This is a genomic window from Pseudomonas sp. GL_117 (assembly GCF_057835125.1).
Genome location: NZ_CM174418.1, coordinates 1,718,853 through 1,740,348 on the forward strand (window position 1 = coordinate 1,718,853; position 21,496 = coordinate 1,740,348).

22 protein-coding genes are annotated in these 21,496 nt (G+C 62.2%); 9 read left to right on the forward strand and 13 right to left on the reverse strand.

Features of this window, described 5'->3' with window-relative positions:
• Positions 1 to 366 precede the first annotated feature (366 nt).
• On the reverse strand, positions 367 to 1,236 hold the full coding sequence (locus tag AC3ISR_RS07735; RefSeq protein ID WP_225595516.1) for an SMP-30/gluconolactonase/LRE family protein: 870 nt from the start codon (positions 1,234 to 1,236) through the stop codon (positions 367 to 369).
• 129 nt (positions 1,237 to 1,365) lie between these two features.
• Here AC3ISR_RS07735 and AC3ISR_RS07740 point away from each other — a divergent pair, with 129 nt between their 5' ends.
• Positions 1,366 to 2,268 carry a LysR family transcriptional regulator gene (locus AC3ISR_RS07740; protein ID WP_192299151.1) on the forward strand — a complete coding sequence of 301 codons (903 nt, stop codon included), beginning with the start codon at positions 1,366 to 1,368 and terminating at the stop codon, positions 2,266 to 2,268.
• Here AC3ISR_RS07740 and AC3ISR_RS07745 read toward each other — a convergent pair.
• Both AC3ISR_RS07745 and AC3ISR_RS07750 read right to left on the reverse strand, forming a co-directional pair.
• Complete coding sequence (locus AC3ISR_RS07745) at positions 2,260 to 3,018, reverse strand: substrate-binding domain-containing protein (RefSeq protein WP_489324837.1); 759 nt, start codon at positions 3,016 to 3,018, stop codon at positions 2,260 to 2,262. The two genes, AC3ISR_RS07740 and AC3ISR_RS07745, sit on opposite strands and share 9 nt — an antisense overlap.
• Positions 3,018 to 4,322 (reverse strand): MFS transporter, encoded by a 1,305-nt coding sequence (locus AC3ISR_RS07750; protein WP_226455278.1) that lies wholly within the window; start codon positions 4,320 to 4,322, stop codon positions 3,018 to 3,020. The genes AC3ISR_RS07745 and AC3ISR_RS07750 overlap by 1 nt, the downstream gene beginning before the upstream one ends.
• A 198-nt stretch (positions 4,323 to 4,520) precedes the next feature.
• Between AC3ISR_RS07750 and AC3ISR_RS07755 the strand changes: the two genes are divergently transcribed.
• A complete protein-coding gene (locus tag AC3ISR_RS07755) occupies positions 4,521 to 4,664 on the forward strand; it encodes a hypothetical protein (protein WP_192299149.1) in 144 nt (47 codons plus the stop codon).
• A gap of 139 nt (positions 4,665 to 4,803) precedes the next feature.
• On the opposite strand, the gene AC3ISR_RS07760 is transcribed toward AC3ISR_RS07755, so the two are convergent.
• Entirely contained in the window at positions 4,804 to 5,196 is a 393-nt protein-coding gene (locus AC3ISR_RS07760) for a VOC family protein (RefSeq protein WP_192299148.1), read from the reverse strand.
• A gap of 135 nt (positions 5,197 to 5,331) precedes the next feature.
• Entirely contained in the window at positions 5,332 to 5,508 is a 177-nt protein-coding gene (locus AC3ISR_RS07765) for a hypothetical protein (RefSeq protein ID WP_192299147.1), read from the reverse strand.
• A gap of 128 nt (positions 5,509 to 5,636) precedes the next feature.
• Between AC3ISR_RS07765 and AC3ISR_RS07770 the strand changes: the two genes are divergently transcribed.
• Positions 5,637 to 6,560: a LysR substrate-binding domain-containing protein gene (locus AC3ISR_RS07770; RefSeq protein WP_192299146.1), complete on the forward strand. Its 924-nt coding sequence runs from the start codon at positions 5,637 to 5,639 to the stop codon at positions 6,558 to 6,560.
• 55 nt (positions 6,561 to 6,615) lie between these two features.
• Positions 6,616 to 6,978 (forward strand): 5-carboxymethyl-2-hydroxymuconate Delta-isomerase, encoded by a 363-nt coding sequence (locus tag AC3ISR_RS07775; RefSeq protein ID WP_192299145.1) that lies wholly within the window; start codon positions 6,616 to 6,618, stop codon positions 6,976 to 6,978.
• A gap of 47 nt (positions 6,979 to 7,025) precedes the next feature.
• Here AC3ISR_RS07775 and AC3ISR_RS07780 read toward each other — a convergent pair whose 3' ends face one another.
• The 4 genes from AC3ISR_RS07780 to AC3ISR_RS07795 form a co-directional block, all read right to left on the reverse strand.
• Positions 7,026 to 7,961, reverse strand: a complete 936-nt coding sequence (locus AC3ISR_RS07780; protein WP_463984385.1) for a LysR family transcriptional regulator — start codon at positions 7,959 to 7,961, stop codon at positions 7,026 to 7,028.
• A gap of 137 nt (positions 7,962 to 8,098) precedes the next feature.
• Positions 8,099 to 9,286 carry a cyanate transporter gene (locus tag AC3ISR_RS07785; protein WP_192299143.1) on the reverse strand — a complete coding sequence of 396 codons (1,188 nt, stop codon included), beginning with the start codon at positions 9,284 to 9,286 and terminating at the stop codon, positions 8,099 to 8,101.
• Between the two features lie 252 nt (positions 9,287 to 9,538).
• A complete protein-coding gene (locus AC3ISR_RS07790; RefSeq protein WP_463984384.1) occupies positions 9,539 to 10,969 on the reverse strand; it encodes an aldehyde dehydrogenase family protein in 1,431 nt (476 codons plus the stop codon).
• On the reverse strand, positions 10,966 to 12,591 hold the full coding sequence (locus AC3ISR_RS07795) for a 5-guanidino-2-oxopentanoate decarboxylase (RefSeq protein WP_463984383.1): 1,626 nt from the start codon (positions 12,589 to 12,591) through the stop codon (positions 10,966 to 10,968). The genes AC3ISR_RS07790 and AC3ISR_RS07795 overlap by 4 nt, the downstream gene beginning before the upstream one ends.
• 112 nt (positions 12,592 to 12,703) lie before the next feature.
• On the opposite strand from AC3ISR_RS07795, the gene AC3ISR_RS07800 reads away from it, so the two are divergent.
• Complete coding sequence (locus AC3ISR_RS07800) at positions 12,704 to 13,576, forward strand: LysR substrate-binding domain-containing protein (RefSeq protein ID WP_489324673.1); 873 nt, start codon at positions 12,704 to 12,706, stop codon at positions 13,574 to 13,576.
• Positions 13,577 to 13,713: 137 nt separating this feature from the next.
• Here AC3ISR_RS07800 and AC3ISR_RS07805 read toward each other — a convergent pair whose 3' ends face one another.
• Entirely contained in the window at positions 13,714 to 14,328 is a 615-nt protein-coding gene (locus AC3ISR_RS07805) for an NAD(P)-dependent oxidoreductase (protein ID WP_192299139.1), read from the reverse strand.
• 34 nt (positions 14,329 to 14,362) lie between these two features.
• Complete coding sequence (locus AC3ISR_RS07810; RefSeq protein WP_192299138.1) at positions 14,363 to 15,229, reverse strand: MBL fold metallo-hydrolase; 867 nt, start codon at positions 15,227 to 15,229, stop codon at positions 14,363 to 14,365.
• Positions 15,230 to 15,336: 107 nt separating this feature from the next.
• On the opposite strand from AC3ISR_RS07810, the gene AC3ISR_RS07815 reads away from it, so the two are divergent.
• Positions 15,337 to 16,242, forward strand: coding sequence for a LysR family transcriptional regulator (locus AC3ISR_RS07815; protein WP_226455287.1), 906 nt, complete (start codon positions 15,337 to 15,339; stop codon positions 16,240 to 16,242).
• A gap of 100 nt (positions 16,243 to 16,342) precedes the next feature.
• Complete coding sequence (locus tag AC3ISR_RS07820) at positions 16,343 to 16,519, forward strand: hypothetical protein (protein ID WP_192299136.1); 177 nt, start codon at positions 16,343 to 16,345, stop codon at positions 16,517 to 16,519.
• A gap of 129 nt (positions 16,520 to 16,648) precedes the next feature.
• On the opposite strand, the gene AC3ISR_RS07825 is transcribed toward AC3ISR_RS07820, so the two are convergent.
• Positions 16,649 to 17,527 (reverse strand): helix-turn-helix domain-containing protein, encoded by an 879-nt coding sequence (locus AC3ISR_RS07825; protein ID WP_192299135.1) that lies wholly within the window; start codon positions 17,525 to 17,527, stop codon positions 16,649 to 16,651.
• Positions 17,528 to 17,707: 180 nt separating this feature from the next.
• Between AC3ISR_RS07825 and pobA the strand changes: the two genes are divergently transcribed.
• Positions 17,708 to 18,901 carry a 4-hydroxybenzoate 3-monooxygenase gene (gene pobA, locus AC3ISR_RS07830; RefSeq protein WP_463984381.1) on the forward strand — a complete coding sequence of 398 codons (1,194 nt, stop codon included), beginning with the start codon at positions 17,708 to 17,710 and terminating at the stop codon, positions 18,899 to 18,901.
• Between the two features lie 26 nt (positions 18,902 to 18,927).
• Here the strand turns inward: pobA and AC3ISR_RS07835 are convergent, their stop codons facing one another.
• Positions 18,928 to 19,767, reverse strand: coding sequence for a cache domain-containing protein (locus AC3ISR_RS07835; protein WP_463984380.1), 840 nt, complete (start codon positions 19,765 to 19,767; stop codon positions 18,928 to 18,930).
• A 316-nt stretch (positions 19,768 to 20,083) separates the two neighbouring features.
• On the opposite strand from AC3ISR_RS07835, the gene AC3ISR_RS07840 reads away from it, so the two are divergent.
• Complete coding sequence (locus AC3ISR_RS07840; RefSeq protein ID WP_192299132.1) at positions 20,084 to 21,454, forward strand: glutamine synthetase family protein; 1,371 nt, start codon at positions 20,084 to 20,086, stop codon at positions 21,452 to 21,454.
• Positions 21,455 to 21,496 lie beyond the last annotated feature (42 nt).

Genomic DNA, 21,496 nt, shown 5'->3' on the forward strand with positions numbered 1-21,496 from the left:
CTCGTAGCTGTGCATGATCGGTCCCAGGAACATGAAAGGGCCGCATGCGTATAGGTAGGACGGAGGAGGGCGTGACTGGCAAACGGGAAGTTGCAGCGGCAGTGGCAACCCAACCCAAAGCGTCATGCCGCACCATTGGCGTTCGGTTTCTTTGGTGGATGATTCCCGCTGATCTGGAGCGGCTGCGTTTTTTGGCTCGGGAAGTGAAAGTTGCGCACCGACACAGCCGGTCAGGCAAGTGATCAGCACGCAGGCGATTAGAGTTTTTTCCATTTCAAACCGACTCGGGGGAGTTTTCGACGTTCTCAGTATTGTCGTTCGCGGGTATCGCGATTTCAGCGGCCGTGATCTACGTCGCGGGAGATGTTACTCAGGCGTCAGCTCCAGCACGCGGTTTCTCCCGCCCTCGGCCACCAGATAAGTCCCGCGTCCGGTAGGCACAATCGACTGCGGGGCTTTGAGGAACGACAGAATGGTCTGCTGGCGCCCCTGCTTATCAATCAGCAGCAATCGCGCCCGGTGTGTGGCATCTTCATTGATCCACAGCCCGCGCTCGTCGCACATCAGGAAGGTCGGCTGGTTCAAATTGCCCAGCACCACCGGGTCACTGCCGTCGGCGGTCAGCTCGCGCACCACGCCCTTTTTCTTCTCGTTGTAGAGCAGGCGGCCGTCCGTGCAGCGCACGATGGCTTCGCCTTCCTGCACCTGGTCGCGCAGCACGGTCAGAGACTGGTCGCTCCAGCGGTAACGCAGCAGGCGCCCGGCTGGCTTGCGGTCTTCGATGGCGTAAAGGTCGTCGCCTTCAACCCACACGCCTTGCACGCTGTCACCCTTGAACAGTTCGGTGACCACGCCGTCCTTGTAGAAACTGACGGGCAAGTCGGCGGACTCCTGGCTGAACACCCAGCCGCCGCGGGTTGGCACAATGCCGTCGGGTTTTGACAGGTTGGCCACCACCACCTCGCGCGATCCGTCGGGGTGGATGCGCACGATGCTGCCCTGACCCTTGTCGAGTTCCTGGCTGACCATCAGTGAGCCGTTCGGCAACGGCATCAGCGATGCCGCTTTCGCCACGTCGCGGTGTACCACCTGAACGCTCCAACCGCTCGCCGCACTCACGGGGTAGAAGCTTTGCCAGGCGAAGAAACCGAGGGCGGCGATAACCGGAGCGCCGATGAGGCACGCCCCGAGTCGCCAGAGACGCAATGGGTTTTTGTTATGGAATCGGGAGGTCATTGATCGCTCGGTCGATAGGATTCGGCATGCAGACTACGCAGGTGAGGGGGTTTTTTAAATGCGCGCAGGCCTGTTGCCGCTGCATTCGTACGATAATGGCCGACAAATCGACCTCACTGGCCCTTCTTCGTGATCATCAACTTCGACCTCAACGACCTCCAAGCCTTCCGCGCCGTGGTAGACAAGGGCAGCTTTCGCGGCGCTGCCGAGGCGATCCGAATCTCGCAGCCGGCGCTCAGCCGACGTATCGAAAAGCTCGAGTCCGCCCTCGACGTCAAGCTGTTCGAGCGCACCACACGGCGGGTCAGCCTGACCATGGTCGGCCGCGCTTTCCTGCCACAGGTGGAGCGCATGCTCGACGACCTCGACATCGCGCTGATGGGCATCAGTAACGTTGCCTCCACGCGCATGGGCAATGTCACCATCGCCTGCGTACCGTCGACCGCGTATTACTTCATGCCCCACGTGATCTCCGAATTCCACAAGCTGTATCCGAAAATTCGCCTGCGCGTGCTGGATGCGAGCGCCGGTGAAGTGTGCAACGCCGTGGGAAGTGGCGAGGCGGACTTTGGCGTGAGTTTCAGCGGCAGCCTGGCTGATGAAGTGGAGTTCGAGTTGCTGCTGCAGGAGCGCTATGTGCTGGCGTGTCGCCGTGATCATCCGTTGGCCGGGCGTGAGAGCGTGCCGTGGGCCGAGGCCTACGAACATGACTACATCACCGTGGATAAGACTTCAGGCAACCGCTCCCTGCTGGATCAGGCGCTGCGAGGCGTGCGGGTGAAAAAGCCGAGCATCTGCGAGACGCACCACGTGACCACGATGATCGGGCTGGTAGAGGCGGGGTTGGGGGTGGCGATGGTGCCCTCGATTGCCATGCCGGCGAACGAACACCCGCTGCTGGTCAGTGTGCCGTTGGTGGAACCGCAGGTGATGCGCAACGTGGGCTTGATCAAGCGCCGCGGACGGACGTTGCCGCCGGCGGCGCTGGAGTTGGAGCGATTGGTGCGGGAGATGCCGTTTCGGTCAGCGTGACACCGAGTCCAGGCCGGTGGATTGCACCACCGGTTGCGCTGCGGGCGAGGCGAGGAATTGCAGCAGCGCCTTGGCCTGCGCCGGGTGTTCGGCATTGACGGGAATACCCGCCGCAAAACGCGTCACAGACTGCACGTCCTCCGGGATTTTTCCGACGTAAGTCACCCCTGGCACTGGTAACAATTCCGCGACCTGCTGTAGACCGACTTCGTAGTCCCCCTTCGCGACCACCGAGGCCACCGGGATGCGTTCGATCATATTGCCCTTGGCCGGCATGCCGAGTTTGTGGAACAACTCCTTCTCGACATACACACCGCTGGCACTGTCCGAATACGCCACGGACTTGGCCTTGCTCAGCACTGCCTTGAGCTCGACATCGGTGCCGATCGCCGGTTTGGGCGCGCCTTCCTTCACCACCAGGCCGATGCGCGAGTCCGCCAGTTCCACGCGGGAGGCCTTGTCGACCTTGCCCTGCTTGATCAGGTCATCCAGGGCGTAGCCGACCATAATCACCACGTCAGCGTGTTCGCCACGGGCCAGGCGGTTGGGAATCGCTTCCGGTGCCTTGCCCATCGACGGGCCGAGAATGGTGTCCAGGGTGTCGCCGCTCTGCTGGGCGTATTGCGGGCCCAGTAGTTTATAGGCAGCGGTGAAACCTCCGGAGGTCATCACCTTGAGCTCCTCGGCCTGGGCCGCCAGCGCCAGCGCACCGAGGGCCAGGGCCGTCAGGGTATTGAGCAGCGGCTTCATCATGCCGCCCCCTGCATCACCTGGCCGCGACTGTTGGCGCGGCGATACAGGGCCAGGGTCGAGCACAGCGCGCAGGCTGCGGCGAACATCATCCAGTAGGCCGGCGAAGCCTTGTCCTCAGTGATGTGGATGAACCAGGTGGAGATCGCCGGGGTGAAACCGCCGAAAATCGCGGTCGCCAGGCTATAGGCCAGGGAGAAACCGGCCACGCGCACTTCCACCGGCATGATCTCGGTAAGGGCCGGGATCATTGCGCCGTTGTACATGCCATACAGGAAGGAGAACCACAGCAGGGTTTCCAGCATATGGGCAAAGCTGGGTGCGTTCACCACGTAGGACAGTGCTGGGTAAGCCGTGAGAACGGTCAGCGTCGTCATGGCGATCAGCACCGGCTTGCGCCCGAAACGGTCGCTCAAGGTGCCACCGATGGGCAGCCAGACAAAATTCGACACGGCCACCAGCAAGGTCACCAACAGCGCGTCGGACGTGCTCAGTTGCAGCACGGTCTTGCCGAAGGTCGGCGCGTACACGGTGATCAGGTAGAACGCGGTAGTGGTCATCGCCACCATCAGCATGCCGCCGATGACCACGCTCCAGTTCTTCACCAGGGTGGCCAGCACTTCGCGCATGGTCGGGCGATGCTTGCGGTTGGCGAACTCTTCGGTTTCCTGCAGGTTGCGCCGCAGCACAAAGATGAACGGAATGATCACGCAACCGACGGCAAACGGAATGCGCCAGCCCCAATCGGCGACCACGGAGGGCTCCATCCACACGTTCAGGCCGTAACCGAGTGCGGCGGCGACCACGATGGAGATCTGTTGGCTGCCCGACTGCCAGCTGGTGTAGAAGCCTTTGCGGCCCGGGGTGGCCATTTCGGCCAGGTACACCGACACACCGCCCAGCTCTGCGCCGGCCGAGAAGCCTTGCAGCAGGCGCCCCAGCAGCACCAGCAACGGCGCCCAGAGGCCAATGCTGTGATAACCCGGCACCAGCACGATCAACAGCGTGCCGCTGGCCATGATCGACAGGGTCACGATCAACCCTTTGCGGCGGCCGACGTCATCGATGTAGGCGCCCAAGATGATCGCGCCCAATGGACGCATCAGGAACCCTGCGCCGAACACGGCGAAGGTCATCATTAATGACGCAAACTCATTAGCGGCGGGGAAGAACGCGGCAGCAATGTAGGTGGCGTAGAAACCGAACAGAAAAAAGTCGAACTGTTCAAGGAAGTTACCCGAAGTCACGCGAAATACCGCGCCAACTTTAGAGTGGGCAGCGTCGGGCCGGGTCGGACTAGTCATGGTTTTGTGTCTCCAGCGTTCTTTTAAAAGTGCTTGTTTCGCTTAAGACCTAGAATAGTGGCTGACACATTTAGAAATGAAAAGTGACAAATTTGGATGGATTGATGCGCGTTGGTTGTCAATGGCCGGCCCCGCCGCAAATGCCGACGCTGTTCTATGCTTGAAGGTGCGACCCATTTTTAAGGACCGGAGATGGACATGACTGACAAACAGAAACCACGGGAAGTGCCACAGGGTGAGCAACCCCGGCGACGTGAGGAAGAAAAGCCACAGACCTGGAAGCATCCAGACGACGGTACAGAACTTTCCGAACGGGATCAGGAGCGTCCGCTCAAACCCTGATCCCTCGGCGGTGAAGATCAAATGTGGGAGCGGGCTTGTGTGGGAGCGGGCTTGCTCGCGAAGGCGGTGGGTCAGTTACAGATACTTCAACTGACCCACCGCCTTCGCGAGCAAGCCCGCTCCCACAGGGTTTCTATGTTCAGCCTTGGATAGGTGTGCACAACTCCACTAGCGTCCCATCCGGGCAGCGCACATACGACACCACTTGCCCCCACGGCTTGGCGCTCGGTCCCGACAGTTCGGTCGCGCCGTGTTCAAGGGCCTTGGCATGGGCGACGAGCACGTCTTCAGTCACAAACCCCACCTCCATGCCCAAGGGCTGCTTGGAGGCATGCGCCTGCACATGGCCGCCGGGGAAATTCATCTCCCCCAGTTCATGGGCAGCGAACGAGAGCGTGGTCTCGCCAGTTTCCAGCTCGCCATACGTGCCGGATTCATGCAGGAAACGGCGACTGAAGCCGAAGGCTTTTTCAAAAAAATCCAGGGAGGCGGCCACGTCGGGCACGTAGATGATGGTGTAGGCAAATTTCATGGTTGGCGGTCCTTGTCGGTAGTGGGCAGAGGGAGCAGCCCTGGGCGGTAGCTGGCCATCAACAGCAGCGAGGCGAGGCAGAGGGTTGGTTTTATCACAGCAGGGCATCCATTCCACAAGCAGACAAAAAGGGCACTACACCAGCAACGACGTCGGAAACCCCGCCGCCAGCACCACAAAGGCGATCACCGCCGCCAGGCACAAACCGATGAACACGCGCAGTAGCGTCCTCACGGTGGGGGAGGCGATGAACTGAACAACCCAGATACAGAACCCGGCCACGACAATGGCCAAGGCGATAATGACCCACACGATGGTGTTCCCGCGACCTTCAAGCGCTGATTTATAGTCCCAAAGCCGCCGGATGAACAGTGTGCACATAGACGCAGCCCCGCGGGCTTCCTACACTGCGGCTTGTCGTGGGGAAAGGGCAGGCGCCGATGAATCGCAATGAATTACGCAAGGCCGACATCAACCTGATGGTGGTCTTCGAAGCACTGATGCTGGAGCGCAACGTCACGCGGGTCGCGGAGAAGTTGTTTCTCGGCCAGCCCACCATCAGTTCGGCGCTCAACCGTCTGCGCACATTGTTCAACGATCCGCTGTTCATTCGCGTCGGTCATCGCATGGAACCCACCGCGCGCGCCGAGGAAATCATCCAGCACTTGTCGCCGGCTTTGGATTCGCTGTCGTCAGCCTTGAGCCTGACTCACGATTTCGACCCCTCGATCAGTTCCATGACCTTTCGTATCGGCCTGTCCGACGATGTCGAGTTCGGCCTGCTGCCGCCTTTGCTGCGCAGTCTGCGCAGCGAAGCGCCGAAGGTGGTGTTCGTGGTGCAGCACGTCGACTACTGGCGCATCCCCGATCTGCTCGCGTCTGGCGACATCACCGTGGGCATCACCCAGACCCGTGGCCTGCCGGCCAATGCCAAGCGCAAACTGCTGCGCCATATCCGCCCGCGCATCCTGCGCGCCGACGCGTCCGACACACCGCTGACCCTCGATGAATATTGCTCACGGCCCCATGTGCTGGTGTCCCACACCGCCAATGTCTCCGGGTTTGCCGATGAGTGGCTGGCAGAGATCGGCCGCAAGCGCCAGGTGGTGTTATCGGTGCCGCAATACAGCGCATTGCCGGCGCTGCTGGCCGGCACCGACCTGATCGCCAGCCTGCCGGACTACACCGCCGAGGCCATGGCCGTGTCGGGCAACCTGTTCTGCGAGCCGTTTCCGTTCGAGACGCCAACCCTGGATTTGTCCATGGTCTGGCTCAGCCACGTGGACACCGACCCGGCCGAGCGCTGGGTGCGTTCACGACTGGAAGCGTTTATGAGTGACCGCGGCCTGGCAACCCAAGCCTGAGGCGTTTATCCGTGATATATCTAGAAATCTTCCTACGTTAGCCTCGGAGACACCCATGCCGCACCTGCACCTGGAATACACCGCCAACCTGACGCAACTGGACACCGACAAGGCCTTGTTGCGCCTGAACCATGCGTTGGTGGCCTCCGGTCAGTTCGGCGCCGAGTTCGACATCAAGAGCCGTGCGTGCAAGGTCGAGAATTTCCGTGTCGGCACCGGCCTGAACGAGCGTGGGTTTGTTGCGGTGCGCCTGGCATTGCTCAGTGGGCGTTCGCCGCAGGCCAAGAAGCAACTCTCGGAAAGCCTGCTGGCTGTGTTGCAGGAGCTCAATGTGTGGCCTGAAGGCGTGCAGGTTCAATTGAGCGTTGAACTGCTGGATATAGATCGTGATTCCTACAGCAAAGTCGCCATCGGCTGACCCACAACCCCTTGTGGCGAGGGAGCAAGCTCCCTCACCGCAAAGCGTTATAGCAAGCCCTGTTCAGCGCAGACTTTCACCACCTGCTCACGAAACCACGTATTGGCACTGTCCTGCTCACTGGTTTCGTTCCATTGCATATCCAGGGTGAACCCCGGCAACCCGTTGGGCGCCTCGCAGTGGCCAAACACAGTGGCGGGGGCCAGCAGCTTCTGCACGCGGCGCGGCAGGGTGACGATAAAGTCAGTGCCGGTGATCATTTTCAGCGCGGCGCTATAGCTGTTGGCGCGGGCAATCACTTGGCGCTTGTGGGCCTGGCGCGCGAGCCAGCCGTCGATCATGTTGGTGTCGGAGGTCCACGGCGTGGGAAATACGTGGCGCCGTTCGATGAAGGATTGCAGGCTGAACGCCGGCTCTTTCGGCGCCGAGCGCTTGTCGAATACGCACACCAGGTCGTCTTCCAGCAGCATCTGGGTCTTGAAGTCTTTGTGGGCGCGGTGAAAGTGCGGGCCGAAGCAGATCACCAGATCCAGGCGGCCTTCGCGCAGGTCGTCGGCCGGGATGTCGGTTTCCAGTTTCTGCACATTGACGATCACCGGCAGGTCGGCGCGGTCGAAGTTCTTCAGCAGGCGCGGCAGGATCAACTGCTCGAAATACTCCGGAGCACACACATTGAAGGTCACCGCCTTTTGCGTCGGATCAAACGCCTGGCCACCGGCGTGGCACAGGTTGATGCTTTCAAGGATCTTCTGCACATGGCCATACATGCTGGTGGCCTTGTACGTCGGACGCATGCCCGCCCGCGTGTTGATAAACAGCTCATCTTCAAAACTGGTGCGCAGTTTCTTCAGGCTGTAGCTCACGGTTGACTGGCTGACGAACAGTGTTTCGGACACGTCGGTAACGCTGCTCTGGTCGTAGACGGCGATAAACACCATCAAGTCCTGCATATCGAGCTTTCTGAGCAAGTTACTGTTTAACATCGGTTTCGTCCGTAAACCCGTTGTACCGAACTCAGTACAAGACAGCGCAAAAGCTTAACGGAACGGCCGTACCATTAGAAAGCTCTGTAGGGCGTTTCTATGTTTGGCGTGAGACAAATACTGTTGGCAACACGACGTCAGCGGATATGGCGGGCGTAATGCCTGGGGTCGAAGCGCGTGACGATCAGCAGCATCACCACCACTACCGCTGTCAGCGACCACCAAGCCCATTCGAAGCTGCCCAACTGGTCGCGGATCATCCCGGCGATCAGCGGCGACAAGCCCGCAATCAGGTAGCCCACGCCTTGCACAAACGCAGTCAGGCCACCGGCGCGGCGCGGGTTGTGCAGATGGTCTAGCGACAGGATCAGGCTCATCGGGAACAGCCCGCCGATGCCCAGGCCGAGCAGGCACGGCCACAGCAGGCTCAGGTGTTGCGGGCTGAGGATCAGGCCGCAGAAACCCAGGATGATCAGCACCAGCAACACGGCGACCACACCGCGTTTATCCTGGCGACGGTTGGCGATAGCCGGGGTGACCAAGCCGGAAACCACTTCCATCGCCGTCAGAAAACCCAGGAGCAAACCGGCGTTCTGTTCACTCCAGCCTTGCTCCACGTAGTACGGCGCCAGCCACGCCAGTACACAGGTGTAGGACGCTGTACCGAGCCCAAAAAATACCGCCAGCAGCCAGGCGCGGCGGTTGCCGAAAAACGACTCCTGCGCGCCGGCAGCGGCGTGGGGCAACGGCGGCAATGCTGCGCGCTGTTTGTACCAGCACACCAGGGCCAGCAGCGCGAGCAGCGCCCACACGGCCAGGCCGATGCGCCAGCTGCCGGTCTGCACCTGCACGAACGGCGCGAACGACGCCGCCAATGCCGCGCCGCCCATGATCGCAGTGACGTACAAGCCCATGAACAGCGAGACGTTATCGCTGAAGCGCGACTTGATCAGCGCCGGCATCAACGCCTGGATCAAGGCGATCCCGACCCCGGCGGCAATCGCGCTGACGATCAACTCCAGCGCCGAATCCAAAAACAACCGTGACAGCGTCGCCACGCCAATCACTACCAGCGACCACACAATGCTGCGGTGCTCGCCAATGCGCTTGGCCACGCCCATGCCAAAAAACATCGCCAGCCCCATGGCCATCACCGGCAACATGGTCAGCAAGGCGGCACTGCTGAAACTCAACGGCACCTCGCCGCGTATCGACGACAACAACGGGCCGACCGCCGCCATCGAGGGGCGCAGGTTAAGGGCGACCAGCACCACGCTGATCATCAGCCAAACGGCGGTGGTGGGTTTTGCGTGAACGTTTTCCATGGGCCTGCCTTGAGTGAACAAGGGCGAATCAGGCCACGGGCGGGGCAGGGGGGCAAATCAGAAAGTCGCAGGCACTATTGAAAAAATGCAGGTCGCTGACACACCACCTCTCTAAATGCGGAAACTGGCTTGTGTGGGAGCGGGCTTGCTCGCGAAAGCGGTGTATCAGTCAATACCTTCAGCGACTGACACACTGCATTCGCGAGCAAGCCCGCTCCCACACAATCTCGCGCCGACAGGCGAACTTCAGTGTCAGGTGGGCCTGATCACATGCTTGACCTCCTGAAACGCCGCCAACCCCCACGGCCCCAGCTCGCGGCCGATGCTGCTCTGCTTGTAACCACCCCACGCCGTCTGCGGGAAGATCACCTGCGGTGCATTGATCCACACCAGCCCGGCCTGCAACCCATTGGCCACGCGCGCGGCGGTTTCGGCATCACTGCTGACCACACTGGCCACCAGCCCGAAATCGCTGTCGTTGGCCAAGGCAATTGCCTCGGCTTCAGTGGCAAAACGTCTGACACACAGCACCGGGCCGAAGATCTCTTCGTTCCACAACGCGCTGTCCAAGGGCACATCGGTAAACACCGTCGGCCGGATGAAAAAGCCCTGGGTCAGTTGCGCCGGACGCTCACCGCCGCAGACTAACCGCGCGCCGTCCTCGACACCGCGTCTGATGTGCCCGAGCACGCGCTGGTATTGCGCACGGTTGATCAGCGCACCCATTTCCACCTCGTCGGCAAACGGATCTGCCACGCGGATGCCTTCAGCGCGCAGCTGCAAACGGCGTAGGAATTCGTCGGCCAAATTGTCGGCCACCAGCACGCGGCTGGTCGCCGAACAGATCTGTCCCGCGTTGAAAAAACCACCGCCGCACGCCAGCTCTACGGCGAGGTCGAGGTCGGCATCGGCCAGTACCAGCAGCGAAGATTTGCCGCCCAATTCCAGGCTTACGCCCTTGATGGTTTCGGCCGCGCGCTGCATCACCTGCACCCCCACGGCATTGCTGCCGGTGAAGGAAATCTTTGCCACGCGCCGGTCCGCTGCCAGTGGCGCACCCACCGCCAGGCCGGTGCCGCAGACCAGGTTGAACACGCCCGCCGGGAAGCCCGCAGCGGCGATGATCCGCGCCAGTTGCAGCTCGGCCAACGGCGTGACCTCCGACGGTTTGAGCACCACGCAGCAGCCGGCGGCGAGGGCCGGCGCGAGTTTCCAGGCGGTGGTCACCATCGGAAAATTCCACGGCACAATCAGCCCCACCACGCCGCACGGTTCGCGGCGCAAGCGTGCGCTGAAATCCGTGGTGGGCAACTCGACCGGACGGTCCTGCTCGGCGTCCATGTCCTCGGCAATCGCGGCGTAGTACTCGAAGGTGGCGATCACGTCGTCTACATCGATACCCGCCTCAAACAGCGGTTTGCCGTTGTTGCTCGATTGCAACTGCATCAGCGGTTCGCGCTGCTCGGCCACGCCTTTGGCGACCTTGCGCAACAGTGCGCCGCGGTCCCTGCCAGTGCTTTTCGACCAGTCGCCGAATGCCGCACTGGCCGCGTCCACCGCCCGCGTTACCGCCGCGGCATTGCCCACGCTGACGTGCGCCAACACCGCTTCGGTGGCCGGGTTGATCACCTCCAGCATCTCGCCACCGGCCAGCCATTCGCCATTGATAAACACGCCGTTCATACCGCCACCTCCTGCATCCAAAGTCCCTGGTCGATTTCAATCAGCGTCGGCCCCTGGCGATCAATGGCGGCGCGCAACGCGGCGCGCAATTGCGTGATGCCCTGGATGCTCTCGGCGGCGCAGCCCAGTGCCTTGGCCACGCCGATGAAGTCGGGGGTGTAGATGTCTACGCCGACGGGTTCGATGGCGCGGTTGAGCATGTATTTCTTGATCTCTTCGTAGCCCTGGTTATTCCACAGCAGCACGATGATCGGCGTGCGTGCCTCCACCGCACTGGCCAGTTCCGGCAGGGTGAATTGCACGCCGCCGTCACCGATCAGGCACACCACCGGTTGCCCGGTGCCACGTCCCAGCCAGGCGCCGATCGCGGCGGGCAGGGCGTAGCCCAGGGTGCCGTAGCCGGTGGACGAATTGAACCAACGGCGCGGGTGGTCGAGGTTCAAGGTGAGGTTGGCGCTGTACACCGGTTGGGTGGAGTCGCCGACGATGACCGCATCGGGCAGTTCTTGCAGGACGGTGTCGAGGAACAGGGTTTGCGCGCGGGTGGCGGCGTCCCAGGTGGGCGCCAGTTCGGCCCACAACCGGGCAACGCGCGGTGCGCCCCAGTGGGCCTCGCGTGGGGCCAGTGGTTGGCGGTTCAGCTCGCTCAGCAGCGCCTCGGCGGCGATCTGTGCGTCGGCCACCAGCGCCACTTGCGGCGGGTAGTTGCGCACGGTCTGGTCGGCGTCGATGTCGATGCGCAGCAGGGCGCCGGGAATCTTGAAACCGCCGGCGAAGGTGACGTCGTAGTCGGTCTCGGCCAGCTCGGTGCCGATGGCCAGCACCACATCCGCTTCGGCGACCAGGGCGCGGGTGGCGAGCAGGGTCTGGGTCGAGCCGATCAGCAGTGGGTGAGTCGACGGCAGCATGCCTTTGGCGTTGATGGTCAGGGCCACCGGCGCCCCCAGCGCGTCTGCCAGCCGGGTCAGTTCGGGGGCCGCATCGATGGCACCGCCACCGGCCAGGATCAACGGGCGCTTGGCCGCCGCCAGCAACTGGCTCATCTGCTTGACCGCTGCCGGCGCCGCCCCGGCACGCGCCACGCTGACCGGCTCGCTGCCGAGCAGCGCGTCGGCGTTTTCCACCAACACATCCAGCGGAATCTCGATGTGCACCGGCCGCGGCCGCCCGGCCTGGAACAGCGCGAACGCCCGCGCCAATACGCCGGGCAACTCGGCTGCCGACATCAAGGTATGGGAGAACGCCGCCACGCCGGCCATCATCGCGCCCTGGTTCGGCAACTCATGCAACTTGCCGCGCCCGCCGCCCAGCTGGCTGCGCGACTGCACGCTGGAAATCACCAGCATCGGGATCGAGTCGGCATACGCCTGGCCCATCGCAGTGGTGATGTTGGTCATGCCGGGGCCGGTGATGATGAAACACACGCCGGGCTTGCCGCTGGTGCGTGCGTAGCCGTCGGCCATGAAACCGGCGCCCTGTTCATGGCGCGGGGTGACATGGCGGATGCTGGAACGGGCCAGGCCGCGATACAACTCCACGGTGTGCACGCCGGGGATGCCGAACACCTGGTCCACGCCATAGCCTTCGAGGAGGTTGACCAATACTTCGCCGCAGGTCGCCATTGAGGTCGCTCTTGTTATGGATTCGAGGCGGTATTGGAGCGGCTGGCCGGTAGCGGCAACAATCGATAAAAAGTCATACTAGCCATGTCTCCACGTCATGGCTGCGCCTCCAATGAAACGCCTTCCGCCGTTGCCCGCGTTGCACACCTTCTGGGTCACCGCCCAGTGCTGCAACTTCACCCGCGCCGCCGAGCAATTGCACATCACCCAAGGCGCTGTCAGCCGACAGATCGCCGGGCTGGAAAGTCATCTGGGCTACGCGCTGTTCCAGCGCCAGGCGCGTGGCTTGAGCCTTACCGACGAGGGCCGCGAATGGTCACTGCGGGTGCAACAGGTATTCGGCCTGATCGGTGAGGCGGTGGAGCAGATCGGCGGCCGTCGCCAGACCCTGCAACTCAAGGCTTCCACCTGTGTGATGCGTTGGTTGCTGCCGCGCCTGATGCAATGGCAAAAGGAGCGCCCGCAGGTTCCGGTGGAGCTCACCACCACCGTGGCCTACACCGTGGACTTTCGCCGCGAGCAGTTCGACGCGGCGCTGATCTATGCGCCCATCGCCGAGCAGCCGGCCGAGGCGCGGCATTTGTTCGATGAACAACTCACCCCGGTCTGCGCGCCCACGCTGCTCGGCGACTTGCACAGCCCGGCGGATCTGCAGCGACAGGTGCTGCTGCACCCCACGCGGGACGAACGGGATTGGGCGTTGTGGTTGAGCGCGGCAAACACCCGCTTGAGCAACCTGGCCCAGGGGCATCATTTCGAAACGCTGGACCTGGCGATGACCGTGGCGTCCCAAGGCTCGGGCGTGGCGATTGGCGACAGCGCGTTGATTGGCGAGGATGTGAAGGCGGGACGATTGGCGATGCCCTTTGCGCTGAGGGTGCCGACGGGGATGGGGTATTACCTGGTGTATCCGCCTGGGACGGTGCCGTCGCAAGGGCTTGAAGCGTTAATGGATTGGTTGGTCAGCGAGGCACAATCGTCCTGACACCGCAGATCCAACTGTGGGAGCGGGCTTGCCCGCGAAGGCAGCCTGTCAGTCAGCACAGATGTAGCTGACCCACCGCCATCGCGGGCAAGCCCGCTCCCACATAAACCAGCTCCCACAGGTTTTACCGCGTTGTGTCAGTAGCCCACTGTGAAACGTTGGCGCGAGTGTTTTGGCGATTCAACTTCATCGATCAACGCAATCGCATAGTCCGCAAAACTGATCCAGCTACGACCTTCACTGCTCACCAGCAAATCGTCCTGACCCACACGGAACTGGCCGGTGCGCTCGGTCTCCACGAACTCCGCCGACGGCGACAGGAAGGTCCAATCCAGTTCCTGCTCCTGACGCAGCGCCGCCAGAAATTCAGCGCCGGCACTGGCCTCAGCCTTGTACTCGGCCGGAAAGCCCGGGCTGTCAATCACGCGGCTGCCATCGGGCAACAGCAGCGAACCCGCGCCGCCCACCACCAGTAGGCGTTTGACCCCGGCTTTTTTCACCGGCCCGATCACCGCACTGGCGGGCAGGGTGGCGAAGTGTGCCGCGCTGATCACCACATCGTTGCCGCTGACCGCTGCCTGCAGGGCCTGGGCGTCCAGCGCATCGGCCTGCTTGACCGTGACGCCAGGGCGCGCGGCGATCTTGTCGGTATTACGCGCGATGGCGGTGACACTGTGCCCACGACGCAACGCTTCTTCCAGCAGTTGGCTACCCGCACGGCCGGTAGCCCCAATGATTGCAATCTTGCTCATGATCTTCTCCAGTCAGTCAGGGGGTTAAAACCATTCACCACTTCATTTCGCCCTTGGCGACTTTGGCGCTCAGTTCCAGCGAGCTTTCGTCGGCGAGGGTCGGGTAACGCTTTTTCATGGCCGCGATCAGTGCGGCGGAGTCTTTGGCCTTGGCGGTTTCGATGTCGAAGGCCTTGATGTAGTCGGCAGTGAACGCCACCGATTTCAGGGTCGGCGTGCCGAGGTAGTGGCCCGGGATCACGCTGCGTGGCTTGAGCTGTTGGATGCGCTGCAGGGTCGCCAGCCAGTCTTTGTGGGACTGGGCACTCTGGGTGTCGGCCATCCACAGGTGAATGTTCTCGGCGACCACCACGCCACCGATCACGGCCTTGATTGAAGGAATCCACACAAAGCTGCGATCCGGCTGCGCGCCGTCCAGGCCGATGACTTCCAGTTGCTGGCCTTCGAGGCTCAGGCTATGGCCTGGCAGCACGTCCGGCACGATGGTTTTAGCCGGCTTGTCGGCGCCCATTTTCGGGCCCCAGAATTCCAGTTTTCCGGCCACGGTGGCCTTGATGTGGTCGACCACTGGTTGCGGCGCGAGCACCTTGGCATCGGGGAATGCAGTGGTGAGGGTGTCCAGGCCGAAGTAGTAGTCCGGGTCGCCGTGGCTGATGTAGATGGTGGTCAAATGCTTGCCGCTGGCGCGAATCTTCTGCACAAGCTGCTCGGCCTGGGCCTTGCCGAATTGCGCGTCCACCAGAATCGCGTCCTTGGCGCCGCTGACCAGCACCGAGCTGACCGGGAAGATCGCGGCTTCGCCTGGGTTGTACACCTCAAGGGTCAGGTCGGCTGCGGCGGCGTGCGCGGCGAAGGCCAGCGCGGCGGTCGCCAGGGTCAAGCGTTTGAGGGTGGACAACATCGGGCAGCTCCAGCAGTCGATTCAAAGGATGCACAGAGCTTAGTTGCACCAAACCCAACTAAAAATGCGATGCTGGGACATAGTTTGTTTCTAAAAGCGGGCAAATCATGGATCGGCTTCAAGCAATGCGTGTGTTTGTCACGGTGGTGGACCTGGGTAGCCAGTCTGCCGCCGCCGACCACCTGGACCTGTCACGCCCGGTGGTCTCGCGTTACCTGGCCGAGCTGGAAGATTGGGTCGGCGCGCGCCTGCTGCACCGCACCACGCGCAAGCTCAGCCTGACGGCGGCTGGCAGCGAAACCTTGCCCCGTTGCCGGCAATTGCTGGAGCTGAGCTGTGACATGCAAGCCGCCGTCAGTGAGCCCGATGATGCGCCCCGTGGCCTGCTGCGCCTGAGCGTGAGCACCTCGTTCGGCCAGGCGCAATTGGCCGAGGCGATCGCCGAGTACGTCAAGCGCTACCCGCTGGTGACGGTGGACCTGCAAATGCTCGACCGCACGGTGAACCTGGTGGATGAGCGCATCGACCTGGCCATCCGCACCAGCACCGACCTGGACCCCAACCTGATCGCCCGACGCCTGACGGTTTGCCGCTCGGTGGTGTGTGCCACCCCGGCGTACCTGCTGGAGCATCCGGCGCCGCAGAAAGTCGAGGACCTGGCGCGGCACAACTGCCTCACCCATTCCTATTTCGGCAAAAGCCTGTGGCATTTCGAAGAGGGCGGCGAACACGTTTCGGTGCCGGTGCACGGCAACATCACGGCCAACGAGGCCAGTACCTTATTGCGCGTGACCCTGGCCGGGGCGGGGGTGGGCATGTTGCCCAGCTACCAGGCCGGCGATTACATCCGCCGTGGCGAACTGGTGCGTCTGCTGCCCGCGGCCGAGCCCCGGCAAATGCACATCTACGCGGTATACGCGTCACGCAAGCACATGCCGTCGGCACTGCGCAGCCTGTTGGATTTCCTGGTGTCGAGGTTTCCCCAAACACCTGTTTGGGACGAGGGGCTCTGAGTCGATATAAACAGACTGAATAGGCGCCAATAATGGCAACTTGCCCGGGCTGGCCTATGCTTTAAACAGCACTGTGTAGATCCGCTCAGAGGTCTGTGCCATGAGCATCAAAACCAGAAAGTACCTGATGATTTTCACCCTTAGCGCATTGGCCAGCGCGCTGTACGGGACTGCCGCCTACCGCGTCGAGCAAACCCGTATGCAACCGAGCTTTGCGATCAGTTGCCATCAGGACCAATGTGTCCCCCACACCGGCAGTTTCAGCGCCTTGCGCTAGAACCCGTCCGCTGGAGATTCCATGTGGGAGCGGGCTTGCCCGCGACTGCGGTGTGCCAGTCAAAGTTGCTCCAACTGAGCCACCGCTATCGCGGGCAAGCCCGCTCCCACATAGACTTGTTCCCACTGTTTAGTTCGGTGTTGTCTCAGCCTTGAGCTGCTCGCGAAACGCCTTGGGTGAAAACCCGACCCGTCGGCGAAACAGTCGGGAGAAGTTGGTCGGGTCGGAAAAACCCAGCACCTCCGACATTTCATTGATGGTCATGCTGGTGTAGGTCAGCAGGCGTTTGGCCTCCAGCAACTGGCGGTCATGCATGATCTGCAATGCCGGTTGCCCGCCCAGTTCCCGACACGTCCCATTCAGGTGTGAGACCGAGATCCCCAACTTGTGGGCCAAGTCCTCAATCTTTGGATGTTCGCGGTAATGCTGCTCGACCAGTTGGGTAAAGCGCCGAAAGTACTCGCGCCCGCGCGGCGCGCGCGGATGGCGACGCTGGATCGCCTGGCGGCTGATCCACACCAGCAGCACGCTGACCAGGGCGTGCATCATCATGTCCCGTGACGGTTGTTCGTCGGCGTATTCGTCCTGCAGGCGGGCGAACTGGCTGTTGAGATAGCCGCTGTCCTTGCCCGCCGGGTAACTGCCCAGCGCCTGCAAACCGTCCATCGTGCCGCCCAGTTGCGTCTGCAAGTGACTGACCAGTGGCGCCGCCAGTGTCACCACATAACCCTCGACATCCTCGGCAAACCGGAACCCGTGCACACACAGCGGCGGCAGCACCTGCAATGTGGCTTCGTTGAGGGTACTGCGCAGGCCTTCGATTTCCAGGTGTGCCTGGCCTTTATGCACGTACAGCAATTGGCACAGATCCGCGTGCCGGTGGGGCTGGATTTCCCACTGGTATTCCCGGCTGCGTCGGGAAATGGTTTCGCAGTGCAACAAATCGGGGGTCGGCCATTGCTGGTTTTCCCCGTAAAGCTTGAAGACCGGAATCGCGGTTTTGGTCATGGTTTCAATCCGATACTCAGGACAGTGGTGCGGTAATCGCCCCGATTGGCGAAAAGCGCAGGTTTTGGCTCAGTTTTCACCTTCTTATGCCAGCCACTCAAGTTAAAAATGCCAGCAACAAGATCAATGACAACTCTTTCACTCTATCCGTTCGAGTGGAATATGCAGGCGATAAAAATAATGAAAATCCTGAAAACCCAAGTCGCCATCATCGGCGCCGGACCTTCCGGGCTGTTGCTCGGCCAACTGTTGCACAACGCCGGTATCCAGACCCTGATCGTAGAGCGCCAGAGCGCCGACTATGTGCGTGGCCGCATCCGTGCCGGGGTGCTGGAACAAGGCATGGTCGACCTGCTGCGCGAGGCGGGCGTGAGCCAGCGCATGGACGCCGAAGGGTTGGTGCATGACGGCTTCGAACTGGCGCTGAACGGCAAGCTCAGCCACATCGACCTCAAGGGCTTGACCGGCGGCCAGTCGGTGATGGTCTACGGCCAGACCGAAGTGACCCGCGACCTCATGGCCGCCCGCGCCGCTGCCGGCGCCACCACCTTCTACGAAGCCAGCCATGTGCAGCCGCACGCGCTGAAAAGTGATCAACCCTGGCTGACCTTCGAACACCAGGGCGAACCCTACCGCCTGGAGTGCGACTACATCGCCGGTTGCGACGGATTCCACGGTGTTGCCCGTCAGTCGATTCCGCAAGAGTCGCTGAAAATCTTCGAACGTGTGTATCCCTTCGGCTGGCTCGGCATCCTCGCCGACACGCCGCCGGTACACGCCGAGCTGGTGTACGCCAAGCACCCGCGTGGCTTTGCCCTGTGCAGCATGCGCTCGCCCACGCGCAGTCGTTATTACTTGCAAGTGCCGGTGCAAGAGCCGTTGGATCAATGGTCGGACGCACGCTTCTGGGATGAACTGAAGACCCGCCTGCCAGGCGACCTGGCCGCGCAGTTGGTGACCGGGCCGTCCATCGAGAAAAGCATCGCGCCGCTGCGCAGTTTCGTGGTCGAGCCAATGCAATACGGGCGCCTGTTCCTGCTCGGCGATGCCGCGCACATCGTGCCGCCCACCGGCGCCAAGGGCTTGAACCTGGCGGCCAGCGATGTGAACACGCTGTTGCGGATCTTGCTCAAGGTGTACCGCGAAGGACGTGTGGACCTATTGGAAAAATACTCGGCGATCTGCCTGCGCCGGGTGTGGAAGGCCGAGCGGTTTTCCTGGTGGATGACCTCGATGCTGCACCAGTTTCCAGAGGCGGATGGCTTCAGCCAGCGGATTGCCGAGAGTGAGCTTGATTACTTCATCCACTCCGAAGCGGGGCGTAGGACCATTGCCGAAAACTACGTAGGCCTACCCTACGAAACCATCGACTAACCCCCCCGCAACGCCTGTAGGTGGTTTCAGGGGCTGTAGTAACCCACTGCGACCATGTAATGCCCGCTCTTGCGCAAGTACGCATGCTTGTTCTCGACCTTGCCGGTCACCGGGTTTTTCCAGCGGTACTTGTACTCACCCTGGTCCTGCTCGGCCATCAGTTTGAGGATCGGCTCGCCCACCGGCTTGCCGTCCGGGTCCTTGATCTTGCCGAAGTCGGTGTTGATCAACCGCAGGGTGGTGCCGTGGGCCACGTAGCGCTCGGTATTGAGGTCGACCACAAACACGTACAGGTCATCCTGCAGGAAGCCGCCTTGCAATGAATTGATCGCCTTCAGCGTGCCGGCTTCGTCCTTGACCAGTGCGTTCACGGCCTTGTTGCGCAGGGCCCGCGCCTGTTCCGGAGTGGCCCGTGGCAGGTAGTAGCCGACCGCGAGGATGCGCTCGCCGACGCGCTGATAGAACACATGCTTGTGTTCCACTTTGCCGTCGTTCCAGTTCTGCCAGCGATAGTCTGCCTGCTGGATGCCTTGGCTTTCGGGCGCGTTGAGGGCGTCCTTGAACGATTGGCGCAGCTCGGGCCCGAGCACTTCACCGATGTCACGGCCGATCAAGGCGGAGGAGGGGCCGCCGCTGGCCAGCAGCACGCCTTTGGTATCGAGCACGAACACGTAGCGGTCCTTGTCGATGAATTCGCCTTGGCGGCTGAACGCGGCGAAGGCCTTGTCGCCGTTGCTCTGGTAATACGCCAAGGCTTTTTCCAGCAGTGCCTTGGCGGCTTGAGCGTCCTCGTCCTGAGTCGTTGCAGCGTGCACCTGGCTGAAACACAACAACAGCAGCCAGGTGATGTGGCGCAGTGCCTTCATGGTCCGTTCCTCGTTCTTGTGGATGTGCCAAGAGCGTAGACGGCTGTAGTCCAAGGCGTCGAATGTTTAGCCAAGTCGCACCCAAACTCCGCCAAGCCTGAATTTATTCACCTATGCTGGCGTGTGACGCTGCCGGGCATCGACCTCACTGTGATCGCCCATGGACGGTTCCGCCGATACGCTCCCCGAGCTGGCTTTCTGGGCACTGTTCCACTGCCGGCACGCACGCCCACCAGACGCCTTTCTCCTACGTTGACTCACCCCCTGTAGGGCGTGCTCCTGCGCGCCTGTCCGACACAAACGTATGAGAATGCCCATGAGCGATTTCGCCTGCCTGCACGAAGCCCAGACCTTTCTGGACCAGCACCCGGACATCGAGATGTTCGAACTGTTTATCCTCGACAACAATGGCGTGCCACGTGGCAAGCTCCTGCACCGCGATGAACTGCTGGCGGTGTACGCCAGCGGCCGACCGCTGCCCAGCACCATCCTCGGCCTGACCATCAATGGCGACGACGTAGAAGACTCCGGGCTGGTCTGGGACGTGGGCGATATTGACTGTCGCGCCTACCCCCTCAGCGGCAGCCTGCAGCGCATGCCGTGGCGGTTGATCCCGACGGCGGCGGTGCAAGTCAGCATGCACCCAAGCGAAGGCCTGCCCGCCACGGTGGCCGACCCCCGGCACTTGCTGGCCAGGGTGATCGACGGGCTCAAGGCCGACGGTTATTACCCGGTGATGGCGGCGGAGCTGGAGTTCTACCTGCTGGACCAGCAACCCGACAGCCATGGCCGCCCGCAACCGGCACGGGACATGGACGGCGGCCGCCCACGTTCGACCCAGGTCTACGGCCTGCGCGAGCTGGAACAGATCGAACCGTTTCTCGCCGACCTCTATAGCGCCTGCAAATTGCAAGGCATCCCGGCACGTACGGCGATCTCCGAATACGCCCCGGGCCAAGTCGAGATCACCCTGGAGCACCGCGCCGACGCCCTGCAAGCGATGGATGAGGCGGTGCGCTACAAGCGCCTGGTCAAGGGCGTGGCGCACAAGCACGGGATGACCGCCTGCTTCATGGCCAAGCCGTTCGACGACCTCGCCGGCACCGGCATGCACATGCACGTCAGCCTGGCGGACGCAGCGGGCAACAACCTGTTCGCCAGTGAAGCTGCCGACGGCACGCCGCTGCTGCGCCAGGCGGTGGGTGGCATGCTCAGTACTTTGCTCGATTCGCTGCTGCTGTTTTGCCCCAACGCCAACTCCTACCGGCGTTTCCAGAGCAACAGTTATGCGCCACTGGCCGCCACCTGGGGGGTCGACAACCGCACCGTCAGCCTGCGTGTACCGGGTGGCCCGGCCCCGTCCCGGCACATCGAACACCGCATCTGCGGTGCCGACGCCAACCCCTACCTGGCTGCCGCCGCGATCCTGGCCGGCATCCATCGAGGTATCCGCGAACAACGCGACCCCGGCGCGCCGGTAGAAGGCAACGGCTATGCCCAGGCCAAGGAGTTGCTGCCCACTGACTGGCTGACCACCCTGCGTGCGCTGGAAGGCTCAAGCTGGGCGCGAGAAGCGTTTGGCCGTGAGTTCCTCGGCGTGTACCTGGCGGTAAAACGTGCGGAATACCGCCAGTTCATGGGCGAGGTCGGCACGCAGGATTGGCGCTGGTATCTGCATCAGGCCTGAACAAGTCGACGGTAGTGACGGTTTCAACCTTTTTTTCACGTT